This is a genomic window from Streptomyces sp. NPDC085931 (genome assembly GCF_044540565.1).
In the GTDB taxonomy this organism is placed as follows: domain Bacteria; phylum Actinomycetota; class Actinomycetes; order Streptomycetales; family Streptomycetaceae; genus Streptomyces.
In genome coordinates this window covers 26,690-43,653 of sequence record NZ_JBITSK010000012.1, presented here as the reverse complement: position 1 = coordinate 43,653, position 16,964 = coordinate 26,690, and the positions used below count along the sequence as shown (strand labels likewise).

16 protein-coding genes are annotated in these 16,964 nt (G+C 74.4%); 11 read left to right on the top strand and 5 right to left on the bottom strand.

All coding sequences use genetic code 11. The features are described from left to right. Nucleotide 1: 1 nt before the first annotated feature. The 7 genes from ACIGAN_RS24525 (at nt 2) to mug (ending at nt 8,647) form a co-directional block, all read left to right on the top strand. Nucleotides 2–2,569 carry an ABC transporter permease gene (locus ACIGAN_RS24525; RefSeq protein WP_399860506.1) on the top strand — a complete coding sequence of 856 codons (2,568 nt, stop codon included), beginning with the start codon at nt 2–4 and terminating at the stop codon, nt 2,567–2,569. A gap of 116 nt (nt 2,570–2,685) precedes the next feature. Further along, nucleotides 2,686–3,111 (top strand): GNAT family N-acetyltransferase, encoded by a 426-nt coding sequence (locus ACIGAN_RS24520; protein WP_365098784.1) that lies wholly within the window; start codon nt 2,686–2,688, stop codon nt 3,109–3,111. 169 nt (nt 3,112–3,280) lie between these two features. Beyond that, a complete protein-coding gene (locus ACIGAN_RS24515; RefSeq protein WP_399860503.1) occupies nt 3,281–4,633 on the top strand; it encodes a hemolysin family protein in 1,353 nt (450 codons plus the stop codon). Beyond that, entirely contained in the window at nt 4,630–5,643 is a 1,014-nt protein-coding gene (locus ACIGAN_RS24510) for a hemolysin family protein (RefSeq protein ID WP_365098782.1), read from the top strand. The genes ACIGAN_RS24515 and ACIGAN_RS24510 overlap by 4 nt, the downstream gene beginning before the upstream one ends. Nucleotides 5,644–5,716: 73 nt before the next feature. Continuing rightward, the gene (locus ACIGAN_RS24505) at nt 5,717–6,496 is read left to right on the top strand and encodes an SGNH/GDSL hydrolase family protein (RefSeq protein WP_365098781.1); all 780 of its coding nucleotides are present in this window, start codon (nt 5,717–5,719) and stop codon (nt 6,494–6,496) included. Between the two features lie 149 nt (nt 6,497–6,645). Beyond that, nucleotides 6,646–8,088: an adenylosuccinate lyase gene (gene purB, locus ACIGAN_RS24500; protein ID WP_365745000.1), complete on the top strand. Its 1,443-nt coding sequence runs from the start codon at nt 6,646–6,648 to the stop codon at nt 8,086–8,088. Between the two features lie 13 nt (nt 8,089–8,101). After that, complete coding sequence (gene mug / locus ACIGAN_RS24495) at nt 8,102–8,647, top strand: G/U mismatch-specific DNA glycosylase (protein WP_399860500.1); 546 nt, start codon at nt 8,102–8,104, stop codon at nt 8,645–8,647. A 39-nt stretch (nt 8,648–8,686) separates the two neighbouring features. On the opposite strand, the gene ACIGAN_RS24490 is transcribed toward mug, so the two are convergent. Genes ACIGAN_RS24490 through ACIGAN_RS24480 form a run of 3 tightly spaced genes read right to left on the bottom strand, consistent with a single transcriptional unit; the run spans nt 8,687 to nt 10,823 of the window. Next, a complete protein-coding gene (locus ACIGAN_RS24490) occupies nt 8,687–9,118 on the bottom strand; it encodes a hypothetical protein (RefSeq protein WP_399860497.1) in 432 nt (143 codons plus the stop codon). Nucleotides 9,119–9,174: 56 nt separating this feature from the next. Further along, nucleotides 9,175–9,900, bottom strand: a complete 726-nt coding sequence (locus ACIGAN_RS24485) for an ABC transporter permease (RefSeq protein ID WP_399860494.1) — start codon at nt 9,898–9,900, stop codon at nt 9,175–9,177. 2 nt (nt 9,901–9,902) lie between these two features. Further along, the gene (locus tag ACIGAN_RS24480; protein WP_365745005.1) at nt 9,903–10,823 is read right to left on the bottom strand and encodes an ABC transporter ATP-binding protein; all 921 of its coding nucleotides are present in this window, start codon (nt 10,821–10,823) and stop codon (nt 9,903–9,905) included. A gap of 109 nt (nt 10,824–10,932) precedes the next feature. Between ACIGAN_RS24480 and ACIGAN_RS24475 the strand changes: the two genes are divergently transcribed. The 3 genes from ACIGAN_RS24475 (at nt 10,933) to ACIGAN_RS24465 (ending at nt 14,047) form a co-directional block, all read left to right on the top strand. Beyond that, nucleotides 10,933–12,102, top strand: coding sequence for a sensor histidine kinase (locus ACIGAN_RS24475; RefSeq protein WP_365745006.1), 1,170 nt, complete (start codon nt 10,933–10,935; stop codon nt 12,100–12,102). A 14-nt stretch (nt 12,103–12,116) separates the two neighbouring features. Beyond that, on the top strand, nt 12,117–12,779 hold the full coding sequence (locus ACIGAN_RS24470; RefSeq protein WP_399860491.1) for a response regulator transcription factor: 663 nt from the start codon (nt 12,117–12,119) through the stop codon (nt 12,777–12,779). Nucleotides 12,780–12,868: 89 nt separating this feature from the next. Beyond that, entirely contained in the window at nt 12,869–14,047 is a 1,179-nt protein-coding gene (locus tag ACIGAN_RS24465; protein ID WP_365098774.1) for an ROK family transcriptional regulator, read from the top strand. A 27-nt stretch (nt 14,048–14,074) separates the two neighbouring features. On the opposite strand, the gene ACIGAN_RS24460 is transcribed toward ACIGAN_RS24465, so the two are convergent. Together ACIGAN_RS24460 and ACIGAN_RS24455 are read right to left on the bottom strand one after the other, a co-directional pair. Next, nucleotides 14,075–14,836, bottom strand: coding sequence for a GntR family transcriptional regulator (locus ACIGAN_RS24460; protein WP_399860488.1), 762 nt, complete (start codon nt 14,834–14,836; stop codon nt 14,075–14,077). 167 nt (nt 14,837–15,003) lie between these two features. Next, nucleotides 15,004–15,885, bottom strand: coding sequence for an RNA polymerase sigma-70 factor (locus ACIGAN_RS24455; RefSeq protein ID WP_365745014.1), 882 nt, complete (start codon nt 15,883–15,885; stop codon nt 15,004–15,006). Between the two features lie 184 nt (nt 15,886–16,069). Between ACIGAN_RS24455 and ACIGAN_RS24450 the strand changes: the two genes are divergently transcribed. Next, nucleotides 16,070–16,900: an alpha/beta fold hydrolase gene (locus ACIGAN_RS24450; RefSeq protein ID WP_365098771.1), complete on the top strand. Its 831-nt coding sequence runs from the start codon at nt 16,070–16,072 to the stop codon at nt 16,898–16,900. Nucleotides 16,901–16,964: the final 64 nt, after the last annotated feature.

The window sequence follows — 16,964 nt, the reverse complement described above, 5'->3', positions numbered from 1 at the left end:
GGTGCTCAAGGCGACCCTGCGGAGCTTCCTGGCGCACAAGGGGCGGCTGCTGCTCTCGGCGCTCGCCGTCCTGCTGTCGGTCGCGTTCGTCACGGGGAGCCTGATCTTCTCCGACACCGTCGGCCGGACCTTCGACCGGCTGTTCGCCTCCTCCGCCGCCGATGTCACGGTCAGTCCGAAGGAGGACCTCGACGAGGCGGTGCCCTCCGGCCGGACGGCGACCCTGCCGGCGGCGCTCGCCGAACGGGTCCGCCGGGTGGAGGGGGTCGCGGCCGTCCGCGCCGAGGTGGAGGTGCAGGGCCTCACCGTCACCGACGGGAACGACGAGCCGGTGAGCCCCACCACCGGCGCGCCCACGCTCGGCAGCGCCTGGCTCCCCGGGCCGCGCAGCCCTGTCGAACTGAGCGCGGGCCGCGCTCCGAAGGGCCCCGCGCAGGCCCTGCTCGACTCGGAGACCGCCGGCCGCAAGGACGTGGACGTCGGCGACACGCTCACCGTGATCGCACCGCCCGGCTCGTTCCGGGTCCGGGTCGTCGGCCTCGTCACCTTCACGACCACCAACCCCGGCGCCGCCCGGATCTACTTCGACGCCCCCGCCGCCCGGGCGAAGCTGCTCGGCGCCCCGTCCGCCGCCACCTCCCTCGCGGTCGACGCGGCGGACGGGGTGGCCGACCAGGAGCTCAAGCGGCGTGTGGCCGCCGCGCTCGGCCCGCACACCTACGACTTCCGGACGGCCGGCGAGCAGGCCGAGTCGGACGTCGAGCGGCTCGGCGGGTTCCTCGACGTGATCAAGTACGTGATGCTCGGCTTCGCCGGGGTCGCCGTGCTGGTCGGCGTGTTCCTGATCGTCAACACCTTCTCGATGCTCATCGCCCAGCGCACCCGTGAACTGGGGCTGCTGCGCGCGCTCGGGGCGGACCGGCGCCAGGTCCGCCGTTCCGTCCTCACCGAGGCCTTCCTGCTCGGCCTGGCCGGCTCCACGCTGGGGCTCGCCGCCGGCATCGGGCTCGCGGCCGGGCTCATCGAGCTGGTGGGCCTGCTGGGGACCGACATCGACGCCGACGAGATGGTCATCGGCCCGGTGACCCCCGTGGTGGCGTACGCCGTCGGCCTCGGCGTCACCTTCGTCGCCGCCTACCTCCCGGCGCGGCGGGCCGCGGGCGTGTCGCCGATGGCGGCGCTGTCCGACGCCGAGGTCGCCGGGGTGGGCCGGCCGCTGCGGGTGCGCGCCGTGGCGGGCGCGGTCGTCGGGGCGGCCGGTGCGGCGGCGCTCGCGGGCTGCGCGGCGTCCGGGCGGACGGCGACGGCGGCGTCCCTGCTGGGCCTCGGCGTGGTGCTGACGCTGATCGCGGCCGTGATCGCCGGGCCGCTGCTGGTGCGTCCGGTGATCCAGGTCCTCGGCGCGGCGTTCCCCGCGCTGTTCGGGGCGGTCGGCCGGATGAGCCGGCGCAACGCGCTGCGCAATCCGCGCCGTACCGGGGCGACCGCGGCCGCGCTGATGGTGGGCATCGCCCTGGTCGCCGGGCTGTCCGTGGCGAGCGAGTCGATGACCAGGTCGTTCGACCGGCAGATCGACCGGACGCTGGGAGCCGACTTCGTCGTGCAGAACACCGGTTTCCTGCCGTTCCCGCGGGAGGTCACCGACGCGGTGCGCGACACCGAGGGGGTGGGCCTGGTGGTGCGCGGGCGGTTCGCGCCGGTGGCGGTGCGGCTGCCGGACGGCGACCGCGTGGAGACGACCGCCGCGGGCTACGATCCGCGGCTCGACGAGGTCGCCGGCATCACCTATACGCAGGGGGACACCGCCGCCGCGCTCGCGCCGGGGCGCCTGGCCATGGACCGGGACTTCGCCCGCGACCACGGTGTGCGGGTGGGCAGCACGCTCCCGGTGTCGTTCCAGGGCGGGCGCAGCGCGGAGCTGAGGGTGGGCGCGCTCACCGACCAGGACTCCGCCGAGGGCTTCGGCACCCAGGGCGGGCTCTACTTCGGGCTGGCCACCCTGGAGCGGTACGCGCCGGGCGGGCAGGACTCCGCGCTGTACGTCAACGCCGCCCCCGGCACGGGCGACGACACCCTGCGCGACCGCCTGGAGGAGACCCTGGAGCCGTATCCGCAGGTGCAGGTGCGGGACCTGGCCGACTACAAGCAGCTGGTCCGCGACCAGATCTCGGTGCTGCTGTACCTGGTGTACGCGCTGCTCGGGCTGGCGATCGTCATCGCGGTGCTCGGCGTGGTCAACACGCTCGCCCTGTCGGTGGTCGAGCGCACCCGGGAGATCGGGCTGCTGCGGGCCATCGGGCTGTCCCGGCGTCAGCTGCGGCGCATGATCCGGCTGGAGTCGGTGGTGATCGCCGTGTTCGGCGCGGTCCTCGGGCTCGCCCTGGGGCTGGTGTGGGGCCTGTGCATGCAGCAGGTGCTGGCGCTGCAGGGGATGACGGCCCTGGCGATCCCGTGGTTCACGGTCGTGGCGGTGGTGGTGGGCTCGGCGGTGGTCGGGGTGGTCGCGGCGCTGCTGCCGGCGCTGCGCGCCTCGCGTCTGAACGTACTGGCGGCCATCGCGCACGAGTGACGGCACCCGGGGCGGGCGCCCGAGCCGCTCAGCGCTGCGCGGCGGCGTCCCGCCCCGGTGACGTCCGCATCCTGAAACGGCCTGCTCCCCCGGTCGCCGCGTGGTGGGATCACCGCATGAGCGAACTGCGCATCCGGGCCGCGACGCCCGACGACCTCGACGCCGTGCTGGCCTTCTGGAAGGTGGCCGCCGAGGGCACGAGCATCAGCGACGACCGGGGCGGTGTGGAGCGCCTGGTGGCGCGCGACCCCGAGGCGCTCGTCCTGGCGGAGCGGGACGGCGAACTGGCCGGCACGGTCATCGCCGGGTTCGACGGCTGGCGCTGCCATCTGTACCGCCTGGCCGTGCACCCGGACCACCGCCGCGAGGGCATCGCCTCCGCGCTGCTCGCCGCCGCCGAGGAGCGGTTCGTGCGGCTCGGCGGGCGACGGGCCGACGCGATGGTCCTCACCCGCAACGCGACCGCACACCGCGCGTGGGGCGCCGCCGGGTACGCGGCCGAGGAGCAGTGGCGCCGCTGGGTGAAGCCGCTGACCGGCTGAAACGGCCGGCTGAGCACCCCGCGGGAAGGACTTTGCCCATCCTTTACTCTTGGATGGCCACTCGGTTCTTTATGAAAGGTTGTGAGCGTCCGCCCATGGGCGAGCCTCCCAGCGCGCCACGCCGCGCGCCCAGCCCGGTCCTGCAGAACCATGGAACGGGGGTGAACCGATGACCGAAGTGCTCCTCCTCCTGGCGGCGATCCTGCTCTCGCTGGCCTGCGGCGCCTTCGTGGCGGCCGAGTTCTCCCTCACCACGGTCGAGCGCGCGGAGCTGGAACGCGCCGTGGAGCGCGGCGAACGCGGCGCCCAGGGCGCCCTCAAGGCCGTACGGAACCTGACGTTCCAGCTCTCCGGGGCGCAGCTCGGCATCACCGTCACGAATCTGGTCGTCGGCATGCTGGCCGAGCCGTCCATCGCCGCGCTGATCGCCGGCCCGCTGGAGGACGCCGGTGTCTCGCGCTCCGCGTCGCGCAGTCTGGCGCTGGTGATCGGCACGGCCCTGTCGACGGTGTTCCTGATGGTCGTCGGCGAGCTGGTGCCCAAGAACTGGGCGATCTCCTCGCCGCTGGCCGTCGCCAAGACCGTGGGCAGCGCGCAGCGCTGGTTCAGCGCCGCGTTCCGGCCGTTCATCACGCATCTGAACAACACGGCGAACCGGGTCGTGCGCCGGATCGGCGTCGAGCCCGCCGAGGAACTGGCCTCGGCGCGCGGGCCGCAGGAGCTCGCGGCGCTCGCCCGGCACTCCGCCAGGGAGGGCGTCCTGGAGGCCGACACCGCCGAGCTGTTCGTGCGGACGCTGAACCTCGCCGACCTGACCGCGGAGAACGTGATGACGCCCCGGGTGCAGGTGGTCGCCCTGGAGGTGCAGGCGACCCTGGAGGACGTGGCGAACGCGACCCGGGCGACCGGTCTGTCCCGGTTCCCCGTCTACCGCGGCACGCTCGACTCGGTCGTCGGCACCGCGCACGTGAAGGACGTGCTGGCGGTCCCCGCCGAGCAGCGCACCCGGGTCCACGTCTCCGAGCTGATGCGCGAGCCGCTGCTGGTCCCCGAGACGCTCACCGTCGACCGCCTCCTGGACCGGCTCTCCGGCAAGCGCACCATGGCCGTCGTCATCGACGAGTACGGCGGCACGGCGGGCGTGGCCACCCTGGAGGACATCGTCGAGGAGGTCGTCGGCGAGGTGCGCGACGAGCACGACCCGCACGAGCTGCCGGACCTCGCGCCGGCCGGCACGGACGAGACCGGGCACGCCCTCTACTCGGCCGACGGCTCCGCGCGCGTGGACCATCTGGAGCGCGTGGGCCTGCGCGCGCCGGAGGGGCCCTACGAGACGCTCGCCGGCCTGGTGGCGACGGAACTGGGCCGGATACCGGCCGAGGGTGACACGCTCCAGGTCGCCGGCTGGCGGATGGAGGTCCTGGACGCCACCGGCAGGCGGGCCGCCCGCGTCCTGCTGCGCGCGCCCCTGGACGACGAGCAGCCCGGCGCGAAGCGCGCCGGGAAGGGGGTGGAGCTGTGACCGCCGTCCAGTTGCTGATCGGCCTGGCGACACTCGTCGTCAACGCCTTCTTCGTCGGTGCGGAGTTCGCGCTGATCTCGGTGCGCCGCAGCCAGATCGAACCCCACGCGGACCAGGGCGACCGGCGCGCCAAGAGCGTGCTGTGGGGGTTGGAGCACGTGTCCGCGCTGATGGCGGCCGCACAGCTCGGCATCACGCTGTGCACGCTGGTGCTGGGCGTGGTCGCCGAGCCCGCGATCGCCCACCTGCTGGAGCCGGCGTTCCACGCCATGGGCGTGCCCGAGGGCGCCGGGCACGCGGTGTCCTTCGTGATCGCGCTGTCCCTGGCGACGTATCTGCACATGCTGCTCGGCGAGATGGTGCCGAAGAACATCGCGCTGGCCGAACCGGTGCGCAGCGCGCTGGCCCTCGGCCCGCCCCTGGTGGCGCTGTCCCGGGCACTGCGGCCGGTGATCTTCACGGTGAACGCCTTCGCCAACGCGCTGCTGAAGCTGCTGCGCGTGGAGGCCCGCGAGGAGGTCGCCGCCTCCTACTCGGACGCCGAGATCGCGCAGATCGTCAAGGACTCCGGCGAGGCCGGCCTCATCGACGACCGCGCCCAGGAGCGGCTGCACGACGCGCTGGAACTGGGCCGCCGCCCGGTGCGCGACGTGGTCATGCCGCTGGAACGCGTGGTCTACGCGCGCGTGGGCGTCACCCCGGAGCAGCTGGAGCGGCTGTCGGCGGAGTCCGGGTTCTCCCGGTTCCCGGTGGTGGACGAGGGCCGGCGGATCGTCGGCTACCTCCATGTGAAGGACGCCCTGGACGCGCTCGGGCGCGATGTGCCGTTCCGGCTGCGGGACATGCGGTCCATCGCGCGCGTGCGGGAGCACACGCCGCTCGACGACGTCCTCACCGCGATGCGGGGCAGCCGGACGCACCTCGCGGCCGTCCTCGGGGCGGACGGGCGGCTGGCCGGGCTGGTCACCATGGAGGACGTGCTGCGGGAGCTGTTCGGGCAGCGGGCGTGACACCCGGGCCGCCGGTGCTCCGAGACGGGTGACCGACTGCTGGGTATGTGCACGGGATATCATTTCCGCCGCCATGGACACGAACCCCACCCACAGCAGCCTGGTCGCCCTCGGCGACTCCTTCACCGAGGGCATGTCGGACCTGATGCCCGACGGCACCTACCGGGGCTGGGCGGACCTGCTCGCCGCACGGATGGCCGCCCGTACGCCCGGCTTCCGGTACGCCAACCTCGCGGTGCGCGGCAAGCTGATCCGCCAGATCGTCGACGAGCAGGTGGACGTCGCGGCGGCCATGGGCGCCGACGTGATCACGCTGGTGGGCGGGCTGAACGACACCCTGCGGCCGAAGTGCGACATGGGCCGGGTGCGCGCCCTGCTGGAGGAGGCCGTCGAGAAGCTGGCCCCCGCCTGCCGGCAGCTCGTGCTGATGCGCAGCCCGGGCCGGCAGGGCCCGGTCCTGGAGCGGTTCCGGCCGCGCATGGAGGAGCTGTTCGCCTGCGTGGACGAGCTGGCCGCGCGGCACGGCGCGCTCGTGGTCGACCTGTACGGCGCCCCCTCGCTCGCCGACCCGCGGCTGTGGGACGTGGACCGGCTGCATCTGACGGCCGAGGGCCACCGCCGGGTGGCCGAGGCGGTCTGGCAGGCGCTCGGCTACGAGCCGGAGGACCCGGAGTGGCGCACGCCGATGCCGGCGACGCTGCCCCCGGGCTGGGTCGTGCGGCGCGCGGCGGACGTGCGGTTCGCCCGGCAGCACCTGCTGCCGTGGATAGGCCGCCGCCTGACGGGCCGCTCCTCGGGCGACGGCCTCCCGCCCAAGCGGCCGGACCTGCTGCCCTGGGAAGAGCCGGCGTAGCGGGCCGCCACCTGCGGCTGCGCCGCTCCCCGGCGGCCGCGCCGCGCCCGCTCCGGCCGTGCCCGCGCCACTCCCGGAACGCTCTCGTAGGTTCCGACGAACCCACCCGCTGCGCTGGCCTGCACGAATCGCCAGTAGAATCCGTGCACGTGACTTCCGCTCCCGCCAAGCCCCGCATCCCGAACGTCCTCGCCGGACGCTACGCCTCCGCCGAGCTCGCCACGCTCTGGTCGCCCGAGCAGAAGGTGAGGCTGGAGCGGCAGCTCTGGCTCGCCGTGCTGCGCGCCCAGAAGGACCTCGGGATCGAGGTGCCGGACGCGGCGCTCGCCGACTACGAGCGGGTCCTGGACACCGTCGACCTGGCCTCCATCGCCGAGCGCGAAAAGGTCACGCGGCACGACGTGAAGGCGCGGATCGAGGAGTTCAACGACCTCGCCGGGCACGAGCACGTGCACAAGGGCATGACCTCCCGCGACCTCACCGAGAACGTCGAGCAGCTGCAGATCCGGCTCTCCCTGGAGCTGATGCGCGACCGCACGGTCGCGGTGCTGGCGCGCCTCGGCAAGCTCGCCGGCGAGTACGGCGAGCTGGTCATGGCCGGCCGCTCCCACAACGTGGCCGCGCAGGCCACCACCCTCGGCAAGCGCTTCGCGACCGCCGCCGACGAGCTGCTGGTCGCCTACGGCCGCGTCGAGGAGCTGCTGGGCCGCTACCCGCTGCGCGGCATCAAGGGCCCGGTCGGCACCGCGCAGGACATGCTCGACCTGCTGGGCGGCGACGCCGCGAAGCTCGCGGACCTGGAGCAGCGCATCGCCGCGCACCTGGGCTTCTCCCAGGCGTTCACCTCGGTCGGCCAGGTCTACCCGCGCTCCCTGGACTACGAGGTCGTCACCGCGCTGGTGCAGCTGGCGGCGGCGCCCTCCTCGCTGGCGAAGACGATCCGGCTGATGGCCGGGCACGAGCTGGTCACCGAGGGCTTCAAGCCCGGCCAGGTCGGCTCCTCGGCGATGCCGCACAAGATGAACACCCGCTCCTGCGAGCGCGTCAACGGCCTCATGGTCGTCCTGCGGGGCTACGCCTCGATGACCGGTGAGCTGGCGGGCGACCAGTGGAACGAGGGCGACGTGTCCTGCTCGGTGGTGCGCCGGGTCGCGCTGCCGGACGCGTTCTTCGCGCTGGACGGTCTGCTGGAGACGTTCCTGACGGTGCTCGACGAGTTCGGCGCCTTCCCGGCGGTCGTCGCCCGGGAGCTGGACCGCTACCTGCCGTTCCTCGCCACGACCAAGGTGCTGATGGGCGCCGTGCGCGCGGGCGTCGGCCGGGAGCTGGCGCACGAGGCGATCAAGGAGAACGCCGTGGCCTGCGCGCTCGCGATGCGCGAGCAGGGCGCCGAGCGCAACGAACTGCTCGACAAGCTGGCCGCCGACGAGCGCATCCCGCTGGACCGTGCCCAGCTGGACGCGCTGATGGCCGACAAGCTGTCCTTCACGGGTGCCGCGGGCGACCAGGTCGCCACGGTCGTCGCCCGGATCGAGGAGATCGTCAAGCAGCACCCCGGGGCCGCGGGTTACACCCCCGGCGCGATCCTCTGACGCGCCGCACGCCATGACCCGCTTCACCCCCGAGGAGCTTCAGGCCGCCCGCGACCGCGTCGTGCCCGACGTGGTCGCGGAGGACCTGCGCGTACTGTTCTGCGGCATCAACCCCGGGCTGATGACGGCCGCGACGGGCCATCACTTCGCCCGCCCGGGCAACCGCTTCTGGCCGGTGCTGCACCGGTCCGGGTTCACACCGCGGCTGCTGAAGCCGGCCGAGCAGCGGGAGCTGCTGTCGTACGGGCTCGGCATCACCAACGTCGTGGCGCGGGCGACCGCCCGGGCCGACGAGCTGAGCGCCGAGGAGTACCGGGAGGGCGGCCGGCTGCTCGCGCTGAAGGTGGGGCGGCTGCGGCCGCGCTGGCTGGCGGTGGTGGGAGTGACCGCCTACCGCGCCGCGTTCGACGACCGCAAGGCGCGGGTGGGGCCGCAGGCACGGACGATCGGTGGCACGCGCGTGTGGGTGCTGCCCAATCCGAGCGGACTGAACGCGCACTGGACGGCCGAGACGATGGCCGAGGAGTTCGCCCGCCTGCGGGAAGCGGCCGAGGGCTGAGCGCCCACGGCGAGCCGGTCCCCGGCGGCGCGCTCCCGCTCAGGGCGGGGGGATCTCCGTCACCAGCGCCACCAGCAGGGGCCCTTGGGTCGCGTCGCGGTCGGTGACCGCCACGGCGACCCAGCGGCCGGTGCCCTCCACCTCCCACACGTGGGCGAAGCCGGCGCGCATGCTCAACTCGGCCCACGGCCCGGGTATCTCCTCGTGCGCGGTCCGCAGCAGGACGGTCTGCAGACCGTAGGGCGTGGTGTCGCCCCATCGGGAGGCCAGCAGCTCGCGGACGGCGTCCCGCTCCTTCTCCAACTGGTCCACGACCACCGCCCACCGCGCGGGGTCGTCGTCCGCCGCGGCGTCTAACACCGCGACGTGCCGGCCGGGTCCCGAGACGCCGACGTCCGACGGGCCGTGCTCCGCCGGGAAGGGGCGGTAGCACAGCTCGTCGATGAGGGCGATGTGCTGTGCGATGTTCATGGCTCCAGTAAACCCGCCGCCACTGACACATGGCGGGGCATCAGGCCGGCGCCCCGTCAGGCGTCCCCGCGCCGCAGGCGCCATCCTCCCGCCAGCAGGGCGGCGCCCGTCCACAGCGCGGTCACCGCCAGCCCCGACCAGGGCCCCAGGGTCCCGCCGTGGGTCTCGTGCAGGACCAGTTGTCCCGCCTTGTCCGGGAGCAAGTCGGCGGCCGTGCCCGTCGCGTCGCCGATCACGAAGGACACGACGAGGACGAACGGGATCAGCAGGGACAGGGTGGCGACCCCGCTGCGCAGGAGCGCGGCGAGCCCCGCCGCGAACAGGGCCATGAGCGTCAGGTAGACGGCGCAGCCCACCACACCGCGCACCTGCTCCCCGGCGTCGAGCCGGCCGGCGGCCGTGCCGAGCCCCGCCCGCGCCGCGAGGAGAGCCGCCGCGGCCGTCACCAGCCCCACCGGGAACACCGTCGCGGCGACGACGGCCGCCTTGGCCGCGAACCACCGGCCCCGCCGGGGCACGGCGGCCAGCGACAGCCGCAGCGCGCCCGGGTGGAACTCCGCCGACACGGCCATCGCCCCGAACGAGACGGCCGCGATCTGCCCCGGTACGGCACCGGACAGGGCCGTGAACAGCGGGTCGAAGTCGGGGTCCGACGTCTCGGAGACACCGGCGATCGCGGAGAACGCCGTGGTGGCGGCGAACAGGGCCAGGAGCGCTCCGGGCAGGGACCGCAGGGTGCGGATCTTCAGCCACTCGGAGCGCAGTACGGGCGTGTGGTCCATGGTCAGGCCTCCTGCGGCTGTGCGGTGAACTCGGTCTCGGAGCCGGTGAGGTCGAAGTAGGCCTGCTCCAAGGTCGCCTCTTCGGCGGCGAGTTCCAGGACGGGCACGCCCGCCGCCGAGGCGATGCGGCCGATGTCGTCCACGCGCGCGTGGGGGACGGTCCAGTGGCCGTCCGGGTGTTCCACGGCGTCATGACCGTGCCGGGCCAGGGCGGTGGCCAGGGCGGCGGGGTCGGTGGTGCGGATCCGTACGCCGGGGCGCACGCGTGCGTGGATGAAGTCCCGCATCGGGGTGTCGGCGAGCAGCCGGCCGCGGCCGAGGACGACGAGGTGGTCGGCGAAGGACGCGGTCTCGTTCATCAGATGGCTGGACACCAGCACCGTGCGGCCCTCCGCCGCCAGCCGGCGCAGCAGCTGCCGGATCCAGGCGATGCCCTCGGGGTCGAGCCCGTTGGACGGCTCGTCCAGCATGACCACCTCGGGGTCGCCCAGCAGCGCGGCGGCGATGCCGAGCCGCTGCCGCATGCCCAGGGAGTAGGTCCGCACGCGGCGGCGGGCCACGGAGGCCAGGCCGGTCCGCTCCAGCACCTCGTCGACGCGCCGGTCCGGGATGCGGTTGCTCACGGCGAGGATCCGCAGGTGGTCACGGGCGGTGCGCGCGCCGTGGGCCGCCTGGGCGTCGAGCAGGGCGCCCACGTGGCGCAGGGGCTCGCGCAGGGTGGCGTAGGCGCGGCCGCCGAGCGTGGCCGAACCGGCGGTGGGCCGGTCGAGGCCGAGCACCAGCCGCATGGTGGTGGACTTTCCCGCGCCGTTGGGGCCGAGGAAGCCGGTGACGCGGCCGGGCAGCACACGGAACGAGAGCCGGTCCACGGCCCGCCGGCCGCCGAACTCCTTGGTGAGGTCCTGGACGTCGATGCTGGTCATGGCGGCAAGCGTGGCCGCCCGCGCGGGGCCGGGTCCTCCCCCGGCGGTGGAGATCGCCTCCCCCGTGCGGGGGAGGCCCGCTGTCGGTGGCGGCTGGCACGATGACGCCATGGTCCGCATGCTGCGCCCGTTGACGCGGGCCGTGACGTACACGCGATGGCTGCACCTGGCCATGGCCGTCGTGTGGCCGTCCCTGTGGCTGTTCATCAAGGAGACGTGGTGGACGCAGGTCACGGCGGCGGTGCTGCTCGGGCTCGCCGGGCTCGTGCCGGCGATGCGGCTCGTGGAGGGGTTGCAGGCCCGGCTGCTGCTGACCGGTCACCGGCACGACAGCGCGAGCGCGGAGATCGTGGCTGCCCCGTCGGCGACCTGGGCCGACCGTGGCCGGACCGTGGTGTGGCTGGAGGTCCGGCTGGTCATCGGCTACGCCGTGGCCATGCTCTCCATGCAGTTGCCGCTCCTGTCGATCGATCTGGCGACGACGGCCCTGGGCAGGGAGCCGGGGGGCGGTGCGCTGCTGCACCCGGCGGGACACCACTGGTGGTACGGGCTGTTCGCGCCCGTGCCGCTGCTGCTGTTGCCCGTGGTCGTCGTCTGGTCGGGCCATCTCGTCACCGCGCTGGCCGTGCGGCTGCTGGGCCCCTCCCCCGCCGAGCGCGTCGCCGCCCTGGAGGAGCGCACCGAGCAGCTGCTGGAACGCACCAGGATCGCCCGCGAGTTGCACGACTCCATCGGCCACGCGCTCACGGTCGCCGTCGTCCAGGCGGGGGCCGCGCGGGCGGCGGGTGATCCCGCGTTCACCGACCGGGCGCTGGCAGCCATCGAGGAGACCGGCCGGGCCGCGCTGGAGGACCTGGAGCGGGTGCTCGGCGTCCTGCGCGAGTCGGGGAAGCCGGCCCGCGGCAGACCCACCCTGGCGGACGCTGGGCGGCTGCTGGAGTCCGCGCGCTCCTCGGGGGCGACGGTGGACGCCGAGGTGACCGGGCCGGTGGAGGCGGTGCCCGGGCCGGTGTCCCGCGAGGGCTACCGCATCCTCCAGGAGGCGCTCACGAACGTGCTGCGGCACGCGGGGGCGGTCCCGGTCCGGGTCCGCGTACGGATCGCCGACGGCACGCTCGTCCTCGCGGTACGCAATCCGCTGCCGGCCGGGGCAGCGGATCCCGGGCGCGGCAGCGGTCTGCGCGGCATACGCGAGCGCGCCGCCCTGCTCGGTGGCCGGGCCCGCACCGGACCCCACGAGGGCTACTGGCAGGTCCATGCTGAGCTGCCGTTGAGTTGATCTACGCTGGTCCGATGCCGGTGACCGTTCTGCTCGTCGACGACGAACCCCTCGTGCGCGCGGGTCTGCGGGCCGTGCTGGAGGCGCAGCCCGACATCGAGGTCGTCGGGGAGGCGGCCGACGGGGCGGCGGTGATCCCGCTGGTGCGGCGGCTGCGGCCGGACGTGGTGGCCATGGACGTGCGGATGCCGCTGCTGGACGGCATCGAGGCCACGCGGGCGCTGCTGCGGACGGTCGACGAGCCGCCGCGCATCCTCGTGGTGACGACCTTCGAGAACGACGAGTACGTCTACGAGGCGCTGCGCGCGGGCGCCGACGGGTTCCTGCTGAAGCGGGCCCGGCCCGCCGAGATCGTGCACGCGGTGCGGCTGATCGCCGAGGGCGAGTCGCTGCTGTTCCCGGCCTCGGTGCGGCAACTCGCCGCCGAGTACGGCGACAGCGGCGGGAACCGGGTCGCGCGGGCCGCGATGGAACGGGCGCGGCTGACCGAGCGCGAGGCGGAGGTGCTGCGGCTGATGGCACGGGGCCTGTCCAACGCGGAGATCGCGGACCGGCTGGTGGTCGGGACGGAGACCGTGAAGTCGCACGTCAGCTCGGTGCTGGCGAAGCTGGGGGCACGGGACCGCACGCAGGCGGTGATCGCGGCGTACGAGTCGGGGTTCGTCGCACCGGGCTGATCACCGCGGCGCGGTGCCCGCCCCTCGCCGGGGTACGCCGTGCCGCAGTACGATCCGGCCAACACGCGCACGACCTGGGAGGACGGACGGTGGGGCGGCTGACCGGCGGGGATCCCTCGCTGCTGCGAAGGATCAACTCCGCGGTGGTGCTGCACGCGCTGCGTGCCACGGACTGCGCGACGCTGACCGAGATCACCCGGGTGACGGGCCTGTCGAGGCCGACGGTCGAGGGTGTCGTGGAAGGGCTCATCGAGGCCGGCCTGGTCGTCGAGAAGGCGGCCGAGGAGGGAGCCGCCCGCCGGCAGGGCCGGCCGGCGCGGCGGTTCAGGTTCCGGGCCGAGGCCGGGCATCTGCTCGGCGTGGAGGTCGGCGCCCGCCGGGTCGCGGTGCTGCTCGCCGACCTGGACGGCCGGGTGATCGGCTCCCAGGCCAAGGACGTGGCGGAGACCGCGGAGGCCGACGAGCGGCTGGAGCGGCTGCGCGGGGCCGTCGCCGAGCTGCTGCGGCGGGCCGGGGTCGCGCGGGGCTCGCTGCGGGCCGTCGGCGTGGCGACGCCGGGGATCGTCGAGGCGGACGGCACGGTTCGGCTCGGGACCGCCCTGCCGGGGTGGACGGGGCTGCGGCTGGGCGAGCGGCTCAGCCGGTCGTTCAAGTGCCCGGTGCTGGTGGAGAACGACGCCAACGCGGCGGCCGTCGCCGAGCACTGGAAGGGCGCGGCCACCGAGACCGACGACGTGGTGTACGTCCTGGCGGGGCTCAGCCCGGGTGCCGGTTCGCTGATCGGCGGCCGGCTGCACCGCGGTTACGGCGGCGCGGCCGGCGAGATCGGGGCGCTGCACCTGCTGGGCCGCGAGGTGACGCCCGAGACGCTGCTGTCGACCACGGACGAGCCCTTGCACCCGCTCGACGAGCAGGCGGTCGCCGAGGTCTTCGCCCAGGCCCGCGAGGGTGACCAGCGGGCCCGGGCCGCCGTCGACCGCTTCATCCGGCGCCTGGTCCACGACGTGGCGGCCCTCGCCCTCGCCCTGGATCCGGAACTCGTCGTCATCGGGGGCTGGGCGGCGGGCCTGGACGGTGTCCTCGACCCCCTCCGCCGGGAACTCGCCCGCTACTGTCTGCGTCCCCCGCAGGTGACCCTCTCCCGGCTCGGCGACGCGGCCGTGGCGACGGGGGCCCTGCGTCTGGCCCTGGACCACGTGGAGGAGCAGCTCTTCACGGTGGAGGGCAGGGCGACGCCGTTCCCGCCGCGTGGCCACGACCGGTCCTGACGCGCCCTCACCCGCCGGCCGCGACGCTCAGGAGGCCTTCCGCTCCGGCGCCGTGTGGATCTCCACGCCGCCCGCGTCACCGAAGGTCAGCCGGCACGTGTCGGCCCGGTACGTCGCCACCGACAGCGCGGCCGTGCGCCCGGCGGCGACGAAACGGGTCGTGACGACGAGGACGGGTGCCCCGGGCAGCCGGTCCAGTTCCTTGGCGTCGCCCGCCCCGGCGGAGCCGAGTTCCACCGCGTTCTCCTGCCGCTCCAGCTCCCGCCGCTGCAGCTCGCGCAGCACCGCACGCGCGCGTGCCGCCCCGGACGGGGCGTCGATGCCGGAGAGTTCGGGCACCGAGCACTCCGGGACGTAGAGCAGCTCCGCGGCCACCGGCCGGCCGTGCGAGACGCGGGAGCGGCGCACGATGTGCACGGGCTCGTCACGGCCGGTCTTCAGGGCGTCGGCGACGGCCGCGGGCGGCACCGCCGCCGTGCAGTCGACGGGCTGCCAGGCGTCCTGGGGACCGCCCGGCCAGGTGTGCGGGCCGGTGCCGAGGGAGACGCCCATGCGCGGCGGCGCGACGGTCGTGCCGACACCGCGGCGGCGCTGCAGCCTGCCTTCCAGCTCCAGTTGCTCCAGGGCCTGGCGGAGCGTGGCGCGGGCGACGCCGAAACGGGCCGCCAGATCACGCTCGTTGGGCAGGATCTCCCCCACCGAGAACTCCGAGTCGAGCGCTTGGCTGAGCACGGTCTTGAGATGCCAGTACTTCGGTTCCGGCACCGATTCCAGCTGCGTGGTCCCCACCCTGTCCTCCGCAAGAGCCGTGGTCGGCGGCGTTTAGCGCCCTTGTTTATTAAAGGTTGTTGCACTTCTCTGCGACCATAGGGCGGCCCTGATGCTTGGTCAAGACCAATGCCGGGAACGTTCACGGCACGGCAATACAGCCTTCGCCGGTGCCGCGGCGGCCTCCGTCAGACGGCCAGCGAGCGCAGCTTGTCGGGGTTGCGGACGACGTACACGGCCTGGATGCGCCCCTCGGCGACGTCGAGCTGGAAGACCGAGTCGGGCTTGTCGCCGGACAGGACCAGCACGGCCGGGCCGCCGTTGACCTCCAGGAACCGCACGGAGAAGTCCGGCAGGCCCTTGCGTGCGGCGCCCACCAGGAAGCGGCCCACGTGGTCCGCGCTCTCCAGCACCCGCAGCGGCGCGCGCGCCTTGCCGCCGCTGTCGCCGACCAGCCGGACGTCCGGGGCGAGCAGCGCCATCAGCCCTTCGAGGTCGCCCTCCGCGGCGGCGGCGAGAAACCGCTCGGTGAGGTCGCGGCGCTGGGCGGGATCGACCTCGTAGCGCGGCCTGCCCTCCTCGACGTGTCTGCGGGCCCGCCCGGCGAGCTGACGTACCGCCGGTTCGCCGCGGTCGAGCATGGCGGCGATGTCGGCGTAGGGGTAGCCGAAGGCCTCGCGCAGCACGAACACCGCCCGTTCCAGCGGGGACAGCGATTCCAGGACGACGAGGACGGCGAACGAGACGGAGTCGGCGAGCACGGCCCGCTCGGCGGTGTCCGGCACGGTGGCGCCGAAGTCGGTGACGTACGGCTCCGGCAGCCAGGGGCCGACGTAGGTCTCGCCGCGGGACTTGATCTGGCGCAGCCGGTCGATGGCGAGCCGGGTGGTGATCCGGACCAGGTAGCCGCGTGGTTCGCGCACGTCCGCGCGGTCGGCGCCGGACCAGCGCAGCCAGGCGTCCTGGACGACGTCCTCCGCGTCGGCCACGCGGCCCAGCATGCGGTAGGCGACGCCCAGCAGGACGGGGCGGTGTGCTTCGAACACGTCGGTCGCGGTCTCGGAGGTCACGGCTCCATCCCAGCCCACGGCCGCGGCCCTTGTCCAGGCGGAACCGACCGTTCCCGGACAAGCCCGGGCACGTCGGCGCGCCCCGGCCGGGAAACCTGGCGCCGTCTCGGACCTACCCGTCGGTAGCAATTGCTGACAAGCTGTCTACGGCGTCCGTCAGCGAGTCCAGCCGAGGAGCTACCGCATGCCCACCACCGTCTCCTTCCCCGTCGCCACCGAGCGCGGCGAACAGCACGTGACCCTCGCCTACACCCGCCGGGGCAGCGGCGAGCCCCTGCTGCTGCTGCACGGCATCGGCCACCACCGGCAGGTCTGGGACCCGGTGCTCCCGGCGCTGGCGGCCGAGCGCGACGTCATCGCCGTGGACCTGCCCGGCTGCGGTGAGTCGCCGGCGCTCCCGGACGGCATGGCGCACGACCTGCCGACGATGAGCGCGGTGCTGGTGGGGCTGTGCGCGGCGCTGGAGATCGAACGGCCGCACGCGGCGGGCAACTCGCTGGGCGGCCTGCTGGCCCTGGACCTGGCCCGGGCGCGCCTGGTCCGCTCCGTCACGGCCCTGTCCCCCGCCGGGTTCTGGAACGACGCCGAGCGGCGCTACGCGTTCACGGTGCTGAGCGCGATGCGGCGGATCGCCCGGCGGCTCCCGCCGCCCCTGGTCGAGCGCCTGGCCCGGCCCGCGCTCGGACGCACCCTGCTGACCAGCACCATCTACGCCCGCCCGGGCCGCCGTTCCCCCGAGGCCGTGGTCGCCGAGACGCTCGCGCTGGCCCGGGCCCAGGGTTTCGCGGAGACGCTCCGCTCGGGCCGGACCGTGCGATTCACCGACGACATCGTCGGCACGCCGGTCACGGTGGCGTGGGGCAACCGGGACCGGCTGCTCGTCCCCCGCCAGGGCGTGCGCGCCAAGACCGTCATCCCGAAGGCCCGGCTGGTGCGGCTGCCCGGCTGCGGCCACGTCCCCATGAACGACGACCCGGCGCTGGTGGCCCGGGTCGTCCTCGACGGCAGCCGCTGATCCGACGGCCGCCGGCCCCACGGCCGCGACCGCCCGCCCGGCCCGGAGCCTCTAGGGTCTCCCC

What these genes read in the sequence shown, in the direction of transcription:
- ACIGAN_RS24520 (WP_365098784.1), top strand. Translation starts at nt 2,686, where the DNA reads ATGAGCGAACTGCGCATCCGGGCCGCGACGCCCGACGACCTCGACGCC.
- ACIGAN_RS24515 (WP_399860503.1), top strand. Translation starts at nt 3,281, where the DNA reads ATGACCGAAGTGCTCCTCCTCCTGGCGGCGATCCTGCTCTCGCTGGCC.
- ACIGAN_RS24505 (WP_365098781.1), top strand. Translation starts at nt 5,717, where the DNA reads ATGGACACGAACCCCACCCACAGCAGCCTGGTCGCCCTCGGCGACTCC.
- mug (WP_399860500.1), top strand. Translation starts at nt 8,102, where the DNA reads ATGACCCGCTTCACCCCCGAGGAGCTTCAGGCCGCCCGCGACCGCGTC.
- ACIGAN_RS24490 (WP_399860497.1), bottom strand. Translation starts at nt 9,118, where the DNA reads ATGAACATCGCACAGCACATCGCCCTCATCGACGAGCTGTGCTACCGC.
- ACIGAN_RS24485 (WP_399860494.1), bottom strand. Translation starts at nt 9,900, where the DNA reads ATGGACCACACGCCCGTACTGCGCTCCGAGTGGCTGAAGATCCGCACC.
- ACIGAN_RS24480 (WP_365745005.1), bottom strand. Translation starts at nt 10,823, where the DNA reads ATGACCAGCATCGACGTCCAGGACCTCACCAAGGAGTTCGGCGGCCGG.
- ACIGAN_RS24475 (WP_365745006.1), top strand. Translation starts at nt 10,933, where the DNA reads ATGGTCCGCATGCTGCGCCCGTTGACGCGGGCCGTGACGTACACGCGA.
- ACIGAN_RS24470 (WP_399860491.1), top strand. Translation starts at nt 12,117, where the DNA reads ATGCCGGTGACCGTTCTGCTCGTCGACGACGAACCCCTCGTGCGCGCG.
- ACIGAN_RS24450 (WP_365098771.1), top strand. Translation starts at nt 16,070, where the DNA reads ATGCCCACCACCGTCTCCTTCCCCGTCGCCACCGAGCGCGGCGAACAG.